This is a genomic window from Pseudacidovorax sp. 1753 (assembly GCF_040544975.1).
Taxonomy (GTDB): Bacteria; Pseudomonadota; Gammaproteobacteria; order Burkholderiales; family Burkholderiaceae_C; genus Xenophilus.
Genome location: NZ_JBEPKY010000024.1, coordinates 46,024 through 60,303 on the forward strand (window position 1 = coordinate 46,024; position 14,280 = coordinate 60,303).

A 14,280-nucleotide genomic window follows, 5' to 3' on the forward strand; every position below is an offset into this window, starting at 1 on the left:
CCACACCCGCTCGCGTCCTCCATGATCTCTGCGCCCTCCGCCGCCTCGGCCCATTCCCCCACGGCTGCGGCCACCGATCCCCTGCAGCGCCTGCGCGAAGCGACCTCGTCACTGCATGCCCGGCTCGATACGGGGCTGCCCATCGCACGCGAGGGCGCCGGTCCGGTCGACTACCTCCGGCACCTTGCATTGCTGCGCGGCTGGGTCGACCTGCTTCAGCGGTCCGGCGCCGATTTGCCGCGCCTGGAGGAGGAGCGAGGCGCCCTGGATGCAGAGCTGGCCGAGGCCCAGGACCTGCTGGGCCAGCGTGCGCCACGCATCGATCTGGCGGCTGCGCGGGAACCCCTGTTCCAGGCCGAAGGTTCAGACTGGGGACTGGCGTATGTGCTGGAAGGCTCCCGGCTGGGTGGCCAGGTGCTGCGCAAGCGGCTGGGACCTGCGATGGCGCCGCTGGCGCTGAACTATCTGCGTGGGAGCGGGGCCGACACGGGTCCGAGGTGGAAACTCTTCATTGCCGAGCTCCGGACCGCACTGCACAGCGACGCCCGGCTGGATGCAGCCGCGGCTGCGGCACGGCGGGCCTTCGAACTCCTGCTGCTGTGTCACGAGGCGCTGTCCGCGGCCCAGGCCATGCCGGCTTCCGCTGTTCGCGCGCATCGGGAGTGAAGAAGGTTCGGGTCGGAACGCCCGGACCGGCTGCCACGGAGGGATCAGCCGGCCGCCTGCCGGCACCCTTCGAAGGCATCCAGCGTCGGCTTGTAGGTGGGGCTCTTGACGTCTACCAGCCCCATGACGGTGTGGTACAGGTTGTCGTGCGTCAACGGCATGTCCACCGACTTGCGCAGGCAGGCGTCTCGCACGCCGGTGCGCCCGCCGAGCCCGCCATCGAGCCAGGCCACGAAGGGCACGTGCTTCTGCACGTCCGGCGCAAAGGCATAGGGCACACCGTGTAGGAAAAGGCCGTACTCGCCCAGCGATTCGCCATGGTCGCTGAGGTAGAGCATGCCCGTGTCGAAGCGGTTGCGGCGGGCCTTGAGCCAGTCGATGGCGTCACCCAGGAACCGATCCGTGTGTGCGATCGAGTTGTCGTAGGCGTTGATCAGCTCGCTGTGCGCGCAGTCGGACAGCGTCACGGTGCGGCATTCGGGCTGGAAAGGCTTGCCGTCCGGCGGTGAGCGGCGGAAGTAGGCCGGGCCATGGCTGCCGATCTGGTGCATCACCAGCACCACGCCGCGCGCCACGCGCTCGGGCGGCAAGGCGGCGATGCGCGCGTCCAGGCCCTTGAGCATCACGTCGTCCAGGCATTCGTCGCCGCTGCACAGCGTGGGGTTGGCCGCAATCTCCTTGGCGTCGTTGGCCTCGACATGGGGCACGCGCTCGCACACGCCCTTGCAGCCCGACTGGTTGTCGATCCAGAGCACGGCCAGCCCGGCGGCCTGCACCACGTCGAGCAGGTTCTCGTAGTCCTGCTTGCGGCCTTCGTAGTCCTGCTTGCCCAGGTGCGAGAACATGCAGGGCACCGACGCGGCGGTGTTGGTGCCGCAGGAACGCATGTCGTGGAAGCTCACCACGTTGCGGGCCTTGAGCGCAGGGGTGGTGTCGCGCGCATAGCCGTTGAGGCCGAAGTGGTCGGCCCGGGCCGTCTCGCCGACCACCAGCAGCAGCAGGCGCGGCCGGCTCTGCCCCGCATAGCTGGCGCCCAGCGCCGCACCACCGGAAATCGGCACCAGCTTGCGGCTGCGATGCAGCAAGGGGCGCGTGGCCGCCATGCCGAAGGAATACACGCTGGCCAGCGGATTCATCATGTAGCGCAGATGGGGCTGGTTGCGCATGAGCGGCGCGATTTGACGCGACATGACCATGCCGCCGCCCACGGTGACGGCGACCGCGGCCGCAAACAGCACCGCATTGCGCCAAAGCGCACGCAGCGGCCGCTGCGGGATCACCGGCACGCACCACAGCCACCAGATCGCGGGCACCGCCACGACCAGCACACGCAGCGCCATCGTCAGGCTGAGCAGATCGCGCGCCTCGCCCGGATCGGTCTGCAGCACGTTGAGCGCCATGGACGGGTCCATCACCATCCGGTAGGTGGCCATGTAGTGCTGCACCACCGCAGCCACGACCACCAGCAGCATCCATAGCGGCTTCATGAAGCGCGACCAGGCCGTGAGCGACAGCAGCGCCACCAGACCGCCGCCCAGCAGCCAGGCCATGCCGACGATGTTGGGCATGTAGAGGCTGGGGGCGCGGCCGAGTTCGGCGAGTTCCATCCACAGCGGCCAGTTCGCGGCCAGCAGCAGGTAGGCGGTGAGCACCAGGACGATCGTGCGCGGCGAGCGTGCGCGCAACAGCCAGCCGCGGGGACCCGCAAAGTCGGGCGCGGAATACGCGCCCAGACGCGGCGCGGGAGAGATCAACGGCATGCCGACAGCGTAGGTGTCGGCACTGAAGTCACCCTGAACCTCTTCTTCAGGCTGCGTTCAGTTTGGCGTCAGTTGCGCGCCGGCGCCGGCCCGTCATGGCCATGTCCACCGCCCAACCGGCCATCCAGCATGCCCAGCCGCTCCACAGCGTGTGGCTCAGAAAGTGCGCGCCGCGCAGCTGCTGGCCGACGCCCAGCACCAGCCCGGCCACGACGACCGCCATGAGCCATCCCCGGGCGAATGCCGCCGAATGCCGCCGCCACACGAACCAGCCGCCGACGAAGCCGAAGGCCGCCGAGGCATGGCCCGCCGGAAAGCAGTGCCCCGGCCCGCCATCGGCCACGCCCCAGCGCCAGTGCGAGACATGCTCGGCCACGCCACCGAAGACACGCAGGTCCCACGGGCAACTGGTCAGGCTGAACTTCTTGAGCAGGGTGACGGCGCCAACCGCCGCCAGCACCGACAGCAGCAGCTGCCAGCGCTCGGGGCGCGACAGCCGGCGCCAGGGGCCCATTGGCAGCCACACGGCAGCCAGCATCCCCAGCACCAGAACCCAGCTGAGCGCCTTGCCCCCTTCGTGCATCAGGCTGGCCAGTGCCCAGTTGCTGCGCAGCGGAAAACCGAAGGGCGTGCCCGGCAGGCTGGCCAGCCACAGGTCGCCGCCCCCCAGGTCCCAGCCGACGAGGGCCGCGGTGACGGCCAGTGTCGGCCAGAGGGGGGAAACGGAACGGGAAGACGCATCCATGGGCGGCGCGCAGCCTAAGCCCGGGCCGTGAATGCAGCCTGAAGCGGCCCACCTCGGCGGCTGGCGCCGGCCCCGGACGGTGCCCCGCACTAGACTCCGCCCCATGCGCATCCTTCTCGTCGAAGACGACCTCAACCTCGCCGACGCCGTCTGCAGTTACCTGCGTGCGAAGGCCTTCATCGTCGATGCGGTGCCCAGCTTGGCGGGCGCGCGCGCGGCGCTGGCCAGCGCGCGCTATGCCGCGGTGCTGCTCGACCTGCACCTGGGCGACGGCGACGGGTTGATGCTCATGCCCGGCCTGCGCACCCTGCCCGAGCGGCCCATCGTCATCGTGCTGACGGCCCGCGACCAGGTCAGCGACCGCATCCGGGGCCTGGATGCCGGCGCGGACGACTACCTGATCAAGCCCTACGACCCCGCCGAGCTGCTGGCCCGGCTGCGCGCCGTGGAGCGCCGGCGCAGCAGCGTCGAGTCGGCCACCGTCCGCCTGGGTTCGCTCGAGATCGACCTGGGCAACGACCAGGTCCGCGTGCACGGCGCGCCGGTCACGCTCACGCAGAAGGAATGGGCACTGCTGCGCGTGATGGCCAGCCGCCCCGACCGCATCCACAGCCGCGAGACCCTGCTCGATGCGCTGTACGGCTTCGACGACGACACCGACAGCAACACCCTGGAGGTCTTCGTCAGCCGGCTGCGCCGCAAGCTGGGCCGGTCGCACATCCAGACCTTGCGTGGCCTCGGCTACCGGCTGGCTCCTGGGGACGATGCCCCCGACGCCAGTCCGGAGCCGGGCCCGTGAGCGCCCGTCCCATCGACGAGGCCGGACGGCCCGTCGCCTCCGGCGGGGCCGCGGTCCAGAAGGGCGCGCGTACCGACGGCCAGTCCGACGCCGACGCGAGGCCGGAGCGGGCTTCCCTCGCGGCCCGCCTCACGCGCACGCTGATCCTCTCCGTCGGCGCCATCTGGCTTCTGTGCGTGCTGGCCGTCGTCTGGTATGTGGACCGCGAGATCAGCTTCAACTTCGACAACGAACTGGTCGAGGTGTCGCACCGCATGTTCGACATCGCCGTGGAGCAGTACGACAGCCTCTCCGGCGGCAAGAAGCCCGAGCAGCCGCTGGTGGCGCCCGCGCCGCTGTTCATCCAGGACGAAGTGGTCTACCAGATGGTCGACGGCGGCACGCGACTGCTGCTGCATTCGTCCAACGCACGGCCCGACTACTTCGACGTGCCGCTCGCGCCGGGCTTTGCCGACACGCCGGACTGGCGCATCTACACCGTCCGGCATCCCACGCGCGACCTCTTCCTGCAGGTGGCCGACCCGATCTCCGAACGGCGCGAGGCGGTGGACCGCACGCTGTTTGGCCTGATGGTCCCGCTGATCACCGCCCTGCCACTGCTGGGGCTGGTGCTCTGGCGCATCGCCCGACGCGAACTGCGGCCGTTGCAGACGCTGGCGGACGAGATCGCCAGCCGCAGCAGCACCGACCTGCGGCCCATCGAGCTGGCGGGCCTGCCGCACGAGCTGCGTTCGGTGTGCGACGACGTCAACCACCTGCTGGAGCGGCTGGCCCAGGCGCTGAACGTGGAGCGCGCGCTGGCCGCCAATGCGGCGCACGAGCTGCGCACGCCGTTGGCGGCGGCCCGCCTGCGCCTGCAGACCGCGCTGGACCACGGCCTCTCGCGCCAGGACGTACAGGCTGCGCTCGATTCGCTGCGGCAGCTGAGCCACCGGGCCGAGAAGCTGCTGCAGCTCTCGCGCGCCGAATCGGGGGCTGCGCTGGCGCGGCGGCCGGTCGACCTGGTCAAGCTCGCCGGCGCGGTGGCCGAGGAGTTCTGGCAGGACGCCCGCGCCGCCGAACGGCTCACCCTGCATGTGCCCGAGGAGACGATGTCCCCCGTCCAGGGTGACGTGGATGCCCTGGCCATCGCCCTGCGCAACCTGATCGAGAACGCGCTGCGCTACGCCCCCGAGGGCGCGGTCGAACTGGAGGTGGTCGCACCCCGCACGGTGCTGGTGCGCGACAGCGGCCCGGGCGTGGCACCCGACAAGCTGCAGGCCCTGCGCGAGCGCCACGTCCGGCAGACCGACGACCGCACCGGCTACGGCCTGGGCCTGTCCATCGTCACCACGATCGCCGAGCACCAGGGGGCCGAGCTGCAGCTCCTGTCGCCGCCCCCCGGCCGCGCCAGCGGCTTCGAGGCGCGGCTGTCGATGCCCGGCTGAACTCAGCCGCCGACCAGGGCGCGCAGCCAGTCCGGCAGGGGCTTGGCCTTCTGCGCCGGAAAGTCCACCCAGATGGTCGTGGCGCCACCCGCGGCGCAGATCACCTCGGGCGCCTCGGCGCGGGCCATGGTGGCCCAGCTCTCGAAGGTGGTGCGCGCCGGATCGCTCACGTACATGCGCAGCAGCACGTCGCCGGGATACTCGATCTGGCGGTAGAAGTTGCAGAAGGCATTGACGATCACCATGCCCTCGCCCTTCGGGTCGGGCTGGAAGCCGATGGCGCGCATCCAGTCGATGCGTGCCGTCTCCATGTAGCGGAAATAGCTGCCGTTATTGAGATGGCCCATGGCGTCCATGTCGCCCCAGCGGATGGGGATTGCCATCTCGTAGACCAACTTCTTCTGTTCGGGAATCTCGATGCGCATGGCATGGCATCGTAGGCCCGTCCGCGGGCCCATCAGGAGCGGTATCTCCCCGGGCTGGCGTCGCCTATGTGACCAGGGCCTGACCTCTAGAATGCGCAGTGCTTCACAGGCGTGCCAGCCCCATGGCCGCGCCCCCTCGAACCCATTCTCCGATCCCACCCGATGACACAAGAAGAGATCCTCGCCCAGTTCGGCCCGCGCGAAGCCATGGAGTACGACGTCGTCGTCGTCGGCGGCGGCCCCGCCGGCCTCTCGGCCGCCATCCGCCTGAAGCAGCTTGCGGCGCTCAACGAAAAGGAGATCTCGGTCGTGGTGCTGGAGAAGGGCTCGGAGCCCGGCGCGCACATCCTGTCGGGCGCCATCATGGACCCGCGGGCACTCACCGAGCTGATCCCCGACTGGCAGGCCAAGGGCGCACCGCTGAACCAGCCGGTCACGGCCGACACCTTCCTGCTGATGAGCGAGACGGGTGCGACGCGCGTGCCCAACTTCATGCTGCCGCCCAACTTCCACAACGAGGGCAACTACATCGTCAGCCTGGGCAACGTGGTGCGCTGGCTCGCGACGCAGGCCGAGGAGCTGGGCGTGGAGATCTTCCCGGGCTTCCCTGCCGCCGAGGTGCTCTACAACGAGGACGGCTCGGTCAAGGGCGTGGCCACCGGCAATCTGGGCATCGGCAAGGACGGCGAGCCGACCGAGAACTTCCAGCTCGGCATGGAGCTGCATGCCAAGTACACGCTGTTTGCCGAAGGCGCGCGCGGCCACCTGGGCCGGCAGCTGATCAACCGCTTCAAGCTCGACGACGGTCGCGATCCGCAGAGCTACGGCATCGGCATCAAGGAATTGTGGGAGATCGACCCCGCCCGCCACGAGCCCGGCCTGGCGATCCACACGGCCGGTTGGCCGCTGCCCAACGACACCTATGGCGGCTCCTTCGTCTACCACGCTGAGAACAACCAGCTGATCATCGGCTACGTGGTGGGCCTGGACTACCAGAACCCGCACCTGAGCCCCTTCGAGGAGTTCCAGCGCTTCAAGACGCATCCCAACATCCGCTGGTACCTCGAAGGCCAGGACCAGGGCCTGAAGCCCGCCAAGCGCATCTCGTACGGCGCGCGCGCCATCACGGCCGGCGGCCTGCTGTCGCTGCCCAAGACGGTGTTCCCGGGCGGCGCGCTGATCGGCTGCGAGGCCGGCTACCTCAACGCCAGCCGCATCAAGGGCAGCCATGCCGCCATCAAGACCGGCATGCTGGCTGCCGACGCGGCCTTCGACGCCGTGCAGGCCGGCCGCCAGTTCGACGAACTGTCGTCCTACCCCGAGGCCTTCGAGAAGAGCTGGCTGCACACCGAGCTCTACAAGGCCCGCAACTTCAAGCAGTGGTTCAAGAAGGGCCTGACGGTGGGCACGGTGATGACCGGCATCGAGCAGTTCGTGCTGCGCGGTCACATCCCCTGGACCATCCACCGCACCGAGGCCGACCATGCCCGTCTGAAGCCGGCGGCCGAGTGCAAGAAGATCGCGTACCCCAAGCCCGACGGCAAGCTCACCTTCGACCGCCTGAGCTCGGTGTTCATCAGCAATACCAACCACGAAGAGAACCAGCCGGCGCACCTGACGCTGAAGGATCCGACGGTGCCCACGCGCATCAACCTGCCCCAGTACGCCGGCCCCGAGAGCCGCTACTGCCCGGCGGGCGTGTACGAGTTCGTGCCGGACGAGGCAACGGGCGGCGGCAAGGAGCGGCTGCAGATCAACGCGCAGAACTGCGTGCACTGCAAGACCTGCGACATCAAGGATCCGACGCAGAACATCGTGTGGGTCACGCCCGAGGGCGGCGGCGGCCCGAACTACACGGGCATGTAAGCAGCAAGGGCGCCATCGGCGCCCTTCTTCTTTTTGGCGGGTTCACGGCCCGCGCGGCAGACCGCCACTGCCTGCGCCTGCGAAGCTCAGGCGCGCGCCGGCACCTGCTGCGCCTGCTCGGCCCGCGCGTCGTGGCCGACCAGCAGCACCAGCACGAAGGCCAGCACCGACAGCAGCGCCAGGAACATGACCGCGAACACGTCGTTGCCCATGCGGTCGCGCAGCATGCCGAAGATCGTCGGGCCGATGTAGCCGCCCAGGTTGCCGATGGCATTGATCCAGGCGATGCCCGCCGCCGCGGCCACGCCGCTGAGGATGGCAGTGGGAAAGGTCCAGAACACCGGCAGCGCGCTGAAGATGCCGAAAGCGGCCAGCGTCACCGCCGCCATCTTGGGCACCGGCGCCGCGATGTTGGCCGCGGCCACCAGCCCGACGAAGATGCAGGCCAACGGAATCAGCAGGAAGGCCTTGCGCTCGCGCCGCGCGTCCGAGGCGCGCGACCAGAACAGCATGGCGATGGCGCCCACCAGGTAGGGGAAGGCGTTGACGAAGCCCACCTCCACATTGCCCAGGCCGCCGAAGCCCTTGATGATCTGCGGCAGGAAGAAGCCCAGGCCGTACAGCGGCACCGTGATGCCCATGTAGATGAAGCCCATGGCGATGACGCGCCAGTTGCGCAGCGACTGCGTCCAGGAGATGGCATGCAGCGCCTCGCGGTTGCGGCGCTCGGCGGCCAGCGTGGTCGTGAGCCACTGGCGCTCCTCGCTCGTGAGCCACTTGGCGTCCGCCGGGCCGTCGGGCAGGTAGGCCAGCACCACGCCGGCCAGCACCAGCGCCGGCAGCGCCTCCAGGATGAACAGCCACTGCCAGCCGTGCAGGCCCATCGCGCCTTCCATGTTCAGGATGTAGCCCGAGATGGGCGAGCCGATGACGGTGGAGATGGGCACCGCGAACATGAACCAGCCCACGATGCGCGCCCGGTACGCCGCCGGGAACCAGAGCGTCAGGTAGAAGATGACGCCGGGGAAGAAGCCCGCCTCGGCCGCGCCCAGCAGGAAGCGCACGAGGTTGAAGCTGGTGGCGCCGCCCACGCCGGCCTGGATGGCCGACAGCACGCCCCAGCTGAGCATGATGCGGGCGATCCAGCGGCGCGCGCCGAAGCGCTCCAGTGCCAGGTTGCTCGGCACCTCGAGCAGGAAGTAGGCAACGAAGAAGATGCCGGCGGCATTGCCGAACACGGTGCTGGTGAAGCCCAGATCCTTGGACATCGAGGCGCCCGCGAAGCCCAGGTTGACCCGGTCCAGGTAGGCGATGAAGTAGCTGACCATGAGCAGCGGCAGCAGCCGCCAGCTCAGCTTGGACACGGTGCGCCGTGCGATGTCTTCCATGCGTTGTCTCCTCTTGCCTTCGGATGCGCGGCCGCGCGCTTGCTGCTGCGGGCGCGTCGGACAGTATGGGCGCGCGGCGCGCCCGGCGTGCGGATGGCGTCAGCCCTCGGTCAGCCCCCGGGAGCGGCCTGTCGCCTGCACGACCGGGCGACGCGGTGTCCGCGGACGCTCCGTCCGTGAAAGTCCCGACTCGCTGGGCGGGGGCTGCGGGGCATAGTCAGGATCCCTTCAGGCGCTGGGCAATCCAGCCGCCTTGCTGCAGCGAATCAGGAGACTCCCCCATGAAACTCACCCGCCTGGCCGCCGGCCTTGCACTGGGCCTCGGCATGGCCTGCGCCGCGCTGGCGCAGACCACCATGAAGATCAGCATCTCGGTGGCGCAGAACTCACACCAGGGCGTGGCCATCGACACCTTCGCCAAGGAAGTCGAGAAGCGCACCAACGGGCGCTACAAGGTCCAGACCTTCTACAACGGCGCCCTGGGCGGCGAACGCGAATCCATCGAGGCCGTGCAACTGGGCACGCAGGAGCTGGCCTTCTCCTCCACCGGCCCGGTGCCCAACTTCGTGCCCGAGACCAAGATCCTGGACGTGCCCTTCCTGTTCCGCGACAAGGCCCATGCCCGCGCCGTGCTCGACGGCCCCATCGGACAGGACCTGCTCAAGAAGTTCGATGCCAAAGGCTTCAAGGCGCTGGCCTGGGCCGAGAACGGCTTCCGGCACATGACCAACAGCAAGCGCGACGTGAAGGCGCCGGAGGACCTCAAGGGCCTGAAGATGCGCACCATGGAGAACCCGGTCCACATCGCCGCGTACAAGACCTTCGGCATCATCACCACGCCGATGGCCTTTCCCGAGGTCTTCACCGCCCTGCAGCAGGGCACCGTGGACGGTCAGGAGAATCCGCTGCCCGTGATCATCTCGGCCAAGTTCGACCAGGTGCAGAAGCACCTGTCGCTCACGGGCCATGTGTACTCGCCCTGCATCTTCGTGATGAACAAGGGCGTGTTCGACAAGCTCACGCCGGCCGACCAGCAGGCCTTCCTGGACGCCGCCAAGGAGGCCGCCAAGGCCAACCGCGCCCGCGTGGACGAGGACGACGCCCGGGGCGTGGCCGACCTGCGTGCCAAGGGCATGACGGTGATCGACAACCTCGACAAGGCGAGGTTCGTGGCGGCGCTGGCACCGGCCCAGGCCCAGTTCGAGAAGGACTTCGGCAAGGCCAACCTGGACCGCATCCGCAACTTTCAGCCCTGAAGTGGCCGGCAACGGCCCTGCACCCTCGGCCCGCCTTGCCGGCGGGCTTTTTCGTTCCCAAGAAACGCCTGTGAGATGAAAGACAAGTTCCTGGCCTTCGAACGCCGGACCACTGCGCTGTCCATGGCGCTGGCCTGCCTGATGCTGGTCGTGGCAGCGTCGCTCGGCATGTTCCAGATCGTCACCCGCTTCGTGCTGGAGCAACCGGCCGAATGGAGCGAGATCCTGATCCGCATCAGCCTGATCTGGGTGGTGTTCCTCGGCATTCCCATGGCCTTCCGCCAGGGGGCGATGGTGAGCGTGGACGTGCTCTATCGCTGGAGCCCGCCGCGCGTGCGCCGCCTGCTCGACGCGGCCGTGAGCCTGGCGGCCCTGGCCCTGATCAGCGTCATCCTGTGGTGGGGCTTCGACTATGCGATGCGCGGCCGGGTGCAGTCGATGGCGGGGCTCGAAAGCCTGTCGATGGTGTGGGCCTACCTGGCGCTGCCCGTCGGCGCCGCGTTCTCGATCTTCGGCATCGTGGGCAACTACCTCGACCCCAAGCGCCTCGAACTGGAGACCGCGCAATGACGCCCCTCATGGTCGGCACGATGGTGCTGTGCTTCGCGCTGTCGGTGTCGGTGGCGGTGTCCATCGGACTGGCGTCCATCGTCGGCATCCAGGTCAACGGCGCCAACATGCTGATCTCCGCCAAGGAGATCTTCAACTCGATCAACAAGTTTCCGCTGGCCGCCATTCCGTTCTTCATCCTGGCGGGCAACCTGATGGAGACCGGTGGCATCTCGCGGCGGCTGGTGGAGTTCGCCAAGAGCATCGTAGGCGGCGTCCAGGGCGGCCTGCCCATGACCTGCGTGCTGACCTGCATGATCTTCGCGGCAGTGTCCGGCTCGTCGGTGGCCACCACCTTCGCCATCGGCGCCATCCTGATCCCGGCGCTCATCAAGCATGGCTATCCGACCAACTACGCGGCGGCGCTGCAGGCGACGAGCGCCGAACTGGGCGTGATCATTCCGCCGTCGATCCCCATGATCCTGTACGGCGTGAGCGCCGAGGTGTCCATCGGCGAGCTGTTCATCGCCGGCTTCGGTCCGGGCCTGCTGATCAGCGGTGCGCTGATGCTCTTCGTGTGGGTCTACTGCAAGTGGAAGGGCTGGGGCAAGAACGACGGCGAGGGGCGCATGCCTTTCGGCCGCGCGCTGTGGCAGGCCGGCTGGGCACTGCTGATGCCGGTGATCATCCTGGGCGGCATCTATGGCGGCGTGTTCACGCCCACCGAAGCCTCGGCCGTGGCCGTGTTCTACGCGCTGGTCGTCGGCATGGTGATCTACCGCGAGATCCGCTTGCCGGACCTCTACGCCATCCTGCGCAAGTCGGTGCTGTCGTCGGCGGTGATCATGTTCATCATCGCGAACGCAGGGCTGTTTGCCTTCCTGATCACCCGCGCCGGCGTGCCCGAGGCCATCGGCCACTGGCTGGAGGCGGTGCTGCAGTCGCCCACCATGTTCCTGCTGGGCGTCAACGCGGCGCTGTTCGTGATCGGCATGTTCATCGAGACCAGCGCCGCGATCATCGTGCTGGCGCCCATCCTGGCGCCGGTGGCCCAGCACTTCGGCATCGATCCGGTCCACTTCGGGCTGATCATGGTGGTGAACCTGGCGCTGGGCATGATCACCCCGCCCTTCGGCGTCAACCTGTTCGCCGCCTGCACCGTGGCGCGCATCTCGCTCGACAAGATCGTGACGCGGCTGATCCCGTTCATCCTGGTGGTGCTGGCCTGCCTGATGGTCATCACCTACGTGCCGGCGCTGTCGCTGGGCCTGCGTGACTTGGTGTACGGGCGCTGAGCGGCTTCAAATAGCGTCCGCGACGCGCGCCTTGTCCCTTACACTGCGCGCTTCGTCAGGAGAGAGCCCCGCGCGACGGGGCCGCCGAAGGCGCAGGACTCGACGAGTTCCGAACGCTCAGGCAAAAGGACTGGCGGCACGCCCCGGGTTCGGGGCGTTTCCCTGCTGGAGAGAGGCGTCGCGGCCCAGGCCGCACGTCCACCGAAGGAGCAAGCCCCCATCGCGGGGTGAATCTCTCAGGTAAAGCGGACAGCCGGGGTGGACCACGACAGCCGTCGTGGCGCTGTACACCCCGTGAGATGCCCATGTCCGCTGCTGCCCCCTCTCCTGCCACACCCCTTCTTGACACCCCGCTGCGCGGCCTGCATGTCGAACTGGGCGCCCGCATGGTGCCCTTTGCCGGCTATTCGATGCCGGTGCAGTACCCCGCAGGCCTGATCGCCGAGCACCGCCACACGCGCACCGCCGCCGGCCTGTTCGACATCTCGCACATGGGGCAGTTGCGCGTCTCGGGCCCCGAGGCGGCCGCCGCGCTGGAGACGCTGATGCCGGTGGACGTCATCGGCCTGGCACCCGGCAAGCAGCGCTACGGCCTGCTGCTGGACGAGGCGGGCGGCATCCTCGACGACCTGATGTTCTTCAACGAGGGCGACGATTCCTTCTTCGTGATCGTCAACGGCGCCTGCAAGGCGGCCGACATCGCCCACATCCAGGCCCGCATCGGCCAGCGCTGCACCGTTGAACCCCTGCCCGACCACGCGCTGCTGGCGCTTCAGGGCCCGCAGGCCGCGGCCGTGATGGCCCGACTGGCGCCCGGCAGCGAGCGCCATGTGTTCATGACCGGCGGCGCCATGGCCATCGGCGGCATCCCGGCCTTCGCCACCCGCAGCGGCTACACCGGCGAGGACGGCTTCGAGATCTCCGTCGCCGCCGCCGATGCCGAGCGGCTGGCCCGCCTGCTGCTGGCCCAGCCCGAGGTGGCGCCCATCGGCCTGGGAGCCCGCAACTCGCTGCGGCTGGAGGCCGGCCTGTGCCTCTACGGCAACGACATCGACACCACGACCACGCCCGTCGAGGCCGCGCTCACCTGGGCCATCCAGAAAGTGCGCCGCACGGGCGGCGAACGCGCAGGCGGCTTCCCGGGCGCGGACAAGGTGCTGGCCCAGCTGGACGGCAGCGCCCCGGTCGCCCGCCGCCGCGTCGGCCTGGTGGCGCTGGAGCGCGTGCCGGTGCGCGAGCACACGGCCCTGCATGTGCCCGGCGGCGCAGCCATCGGCGAGGTGACCAGCGGCCTGCTGGCGCCAACGGTCGACCGGCCCATCGCCATGGCGTACGTCGATGCGGCCCACGCCGCTGTCGGCACCCGCATCGACGCCCTGGTGCGCGGCAAGCCGGTGCCCATGGAGGTCGTTCCCATGCCCTTCGTGCCGGCGCGCTATTACCGCGGCTGAGCCGCTGCGCGCGCCCCTCTCCGCCTGCGTTCCGACATGCCGCACCGCGTCCGTGCCGTCAGACAAATGCCGACGCGCCTGCGCCCGGGGCGTACACGCAGCCGCCCCGCCCTGCGCTGATACTCGTCGCTCGACCTTTTCATTCAATCCCCCTCTTCTTCTTTCAGGAGCCCCGCATGACCATTCACTACTCCAAGGACCACGAGTGGATCGAGATCGCCGACCACGAAGCCGCCACCGTCGGCATCACCGTGCATGCGCAGGAAGCGCTCGGTGACGTGGTCTTCGTCGACCTGCCCGAGGTGGGCAAGACCTTCAAGCACGGCGAAGTGGCCGGCGTGGTCGAGTCCGTCAAGGCGGCCGCCGACATCTACATGCCGGTCACCGGCGAGGTGGTTGAGGTGAACGAGGCACTGCGTGCCGACCCGTCTCTGGCCAACAGCGACCCGATGGGGGCTGGCTGGTTCTTCAAGGTGCTGCTGCAGGACAAGGACATGGCCGAGTTCGACCAGCTGATGGACGAGCCGGGCTACGCCAAGTTCACCGAAGGCGCCTGAGGCCCCCGCCGGCGCGTTCGCGTGGACGCGCTGGCATCACTCCCTCTCCCTCTGGGAGAGGGTCGGGGTGAGGGCCACGGCCTCTCCTTCACCCTC

The 14,280-nt window shown here is 68.9% G+C and carries 13 protein-coding genes and 2 riboswitches; of the genes, 9 read left to right on the top strand and 4 right to left on the bottom strand.

Annotated elements, in window-relative coordinates:
• Positions 1-21: 21 nt before the first annotated feature.
• Positions 22-666, top strand: coding sequence for a biliverdin-producing heme oxygenase (locus ABIC63_RS24815; RefSeq protein WP_354321752.1), 645 nt, complete (start codon positions 22-24; stop codon positions 664-666).
• Between the two features lie 44 nt (positions 667-710).
• Here ABIC63_RS24815 and ABIC63_RS24820 read toward each other — a convergent pair whose 3' ends face one another.
• Both ABIC63_RS24820 and ABIC63_RS24825 read right to left on the bottom strand, forming a co-directional pair.
• Positions 711-2,426, bottom strand: a complete 1,716-nt coding sequence (locus ABIC63_RS24820; RefSeq protein ID WP_354321753.1) for a phosphoethanolamine transferase — start codon at positions 2,424-2,426, stop codon at positions 711-713.
• Between the two features lie 46 nt (positions 2,427-2,472).
• The gene (locus tag ABIC63_RS24825) at positions 2,473-3,171 is read right to left on the bottom strand and encodes a phosphatase PAP2 family protein (RefSeq protein ID WP_354321754.1); all 699 of its coding nucleotides are present in this window, start codon (positions 3,169-3,171) and stop codon (positions 2,473-2,475) included.
• Between the two features lie 103 nt (positions 3,172-3,274).
• Between ABIC63_RS24825 and ABIC63_RS24830 the strand changes: the two genes are divergently transcribed.
• Together ABIC63_RS24830 and ABIC63_RS24835 are read left to right on the top strand one after the other, a co-directional pair.
• Entirely contained in the window at positions 3,275-3,970 is a 696-nt protein-coding gene (locus ABIC63_RS24830) for a winged helix-turn-helix domain-containing protein (protein WP_354321755.1), read from the top strand.
• Positions 3,971-4,110: 140 nt separating this feature from the next.
• Entirely contained in the window at positions 4,111-5,397 is a 1,287-nt protein-coding gene (locus ABIC63_RS24835) for an ATP-binding protein (protein ID WP_294378343.1), read from the top strand.
• Between the two features lie 2 nt (positions 5,398-5,399).
• Here the strand turns inward: ABIC63_RS24835 and ABIC63_RS24840 are convergent, their stop codons facing one another.
• Entirely contained in the window at positions 5,400-5,822 is a 423-nt protein-coding gene (locus ABIC63_RS24840) for an acyl-CoA thioesterase (RefSeq protein ID WP_294378211.1), read from the bottom strand.
• Positions 5,823-5,984: 162 nt separating this feature from the next.
• Here ABIC63_RS24840 and ABIC63_RS24845 point away from each other — a divergent pair, with 162 nt between their 5' ends.
• Positions 5,985-7,688, top strand: a complete 1,704-nt coding sequence (locus ABIC63_RS24845; RefSeq protein ID WP_354321756.1) for an electron transfer flavoprotein-ubiquinone oxidoreductase — start codon at positions 5,985-5,987, stop codon at positions 7,686-7,688.
• A gap of 86 nt (positions 7,689-7,774) precedes the next feature.
• Here the strand turns inward: ABIC63_RS24845 and ABIC63_RS24850 are convergent, their stop codons facing one another.
• Positions 7,775-9,076 (bottom strand): MFS transporter, encoded by a 1,302-nt coding sequence (locus ABIC63_RS24850; protein ID WP_354321757.1) that lies wholly within the window; start codon positions 9,074-9,076, stop codon positions 7,775-7,777.
• 281 nt (positions 9,077-9,357) lie between these two features.
• Here ABIC63_RS24850 and ABIC63_RS24855 point away from each other — a divergent pair, with 281 nt between their 5' ends.
• From ABIC63_RS24855 to gcvH, 5 genes are all read left to right on the top strand, one after another.
• Positions 9,358-10,332, top strand: a complete 975-nt coding sequence (locus tag ABIC63_RS24855; protein ID WP_354321758.1) for a TRAP transporter substrate-binding protein — start codon at positions 9,358-9,360, stop codon at positions 10,330-10,332.
• A 75-nt stretch (positions 10,333-10,407) separates the two neighbouring features.
• Positions 10,408-10,902 carry a TRAP transporter small permease gene (locus ABIC63_RS24860; RefSeq protein WP_354321759.1) on the top strand — a complete coding sequence of 165 codons (495 nt, stop codon included), beginning with the start codon at positions 10,408-10,410 and terminating at the stop codon, positions 10,900-10,902.
• The gene (locus ABIC63_RS24865; protein ID WP_354321760.1) at positions 10,899-12,176 is read left to right on the top strand and encodes a TRAP transporter large permease; all 1,278 of its coding nucleotides are present in this window, start codon (positions 10,899-10,901) and stop codon (positions 12,174-12,176) included. The genes ABIC63_RS24860 and ABIC63_RS24865 overlap by 4 nt, the downstream gene beginning before the upstream one ends.
• 46 nt (positions 12,177-12,222) lie before the next feature.
• Positions 12,223-12,319: riboswitch (glycine riboswitch) on the top strand.
• A gap of 12 nt (positions 12,320-12,331) precedes the next feature.
• Positions 12,332-12,439: riboswitch (glycine riboswitch) on the top strand.
• A gap of 42 nt (positions 12,440-12,481) precedes the next feature.
• Positions 12,482-13,627: a glycine cleavage system aminomethyltransferase GcvT gene (gcvT, locus tag ABIC63_RS24870; RefSeq protein ID WP_354321761.1), complete on the top strand. Its 1,146-nt coding sequence runs from the start codon at positions 12,482-12,484 to the stop codon at positions 13,625-13,627.
• Positions 13,628-13,803: 176 nt separating this feature from the next.
• Complete coding sequence (gene gcvH, locus ABIC63_RS24875; protein WP_354321762.1) at positions 13,804-14,184, top strand: glycine cleavage system protein GcvH; 381 nt, start codon at positions 13,804-13,806, stop codon at positions 14,182-14,184.
• The last annotated feature ends 96 nt before the right edge of the window (positions 14,185-14,280 follow it).

Coding starts and splice junctions, on each gene's coding strand:
- ABIC63_RS24815 (WP_354321752.1), top strand. CDS start 22: ATGATCTCTGCGCCCTCCGCCGCCTCGGCCCATTCCCCCACGGCTGCG.
- ABIC63_RS24820 (WP_354321753.1), bottom strand. CDS start 2,426: ATGCCGTTGATCTCTCCCGCGCCGCGTCTGGGCGCGTATTCCGCGCCC.
- ABIC63_RS24825 (WP_354321754.1), bottom strand. CDS start 3,171: ATGGATGCGTCTTCCCGTTCCGTTTCCCCCCTCTGGCCGACACTGGCC.
- ABIC63_RS24830 (WP_354321755.1), top strand. CDS start 3,275: ATGCGCATCCTTCTCGTCGAAGACGACCTCAACCTCGCCGACGCCGTC.
- ABIC63_RS24840 (WP_294378211.1), bottom strand. CDS start 5,822: ATGCGCATCGAGATTCCCGAACAGAAGAAGTTGGTCTACGAGATGGCA.
- ABIC63_RS24845 (WP_354321756.1), top strand. CDS start 5,985: ATGACACAAGAAGAGATCCTCGCCCAGTTCGGCCCGCGCGAAGCCATG.
- ABIC63_RS24850 (WP_354321757.1), bottom strand. CDS start 9,076: ATGGAAGACATCGCACGGCGCACCGTGTCCAAGCTGAGCTGGCGGCTG.
- ABIC63_RS24855 (WP_354321758.1), top strand. CDS start 9,358: ATGAAACTCACCCGCCTGGCCGCCGGCCTTGCACTGGGCCTCGGCATG.
- ABIC63_RS24860 (WP_354321759.1), top strand. CDS start 10,408: ATGAAAGACAAGTTCCTGGCCTTCGAACGCCGGACCACTGCGCTGTCC.
- ABIC63_RS24865 (WP_354321760.1), top strand. CDS start 10,899: ATGACGCCCCTCATGGTCGGCACGATGGTGCTGTGCTTCGCGCTGTCG.
- gcvT (WP_354321761.1), top strand. CDS start 12,482: ATGTCCGCTGCTGCCCCCTCTCCTGCCACACCCCTTCTTGACACCCCG.
- gcvH (WP_354321762.1), top strand. CDS start 13,804: ATGACCATTCACTACTCCAAGGACCACGAGTGGATCGAGATCGCCGAC.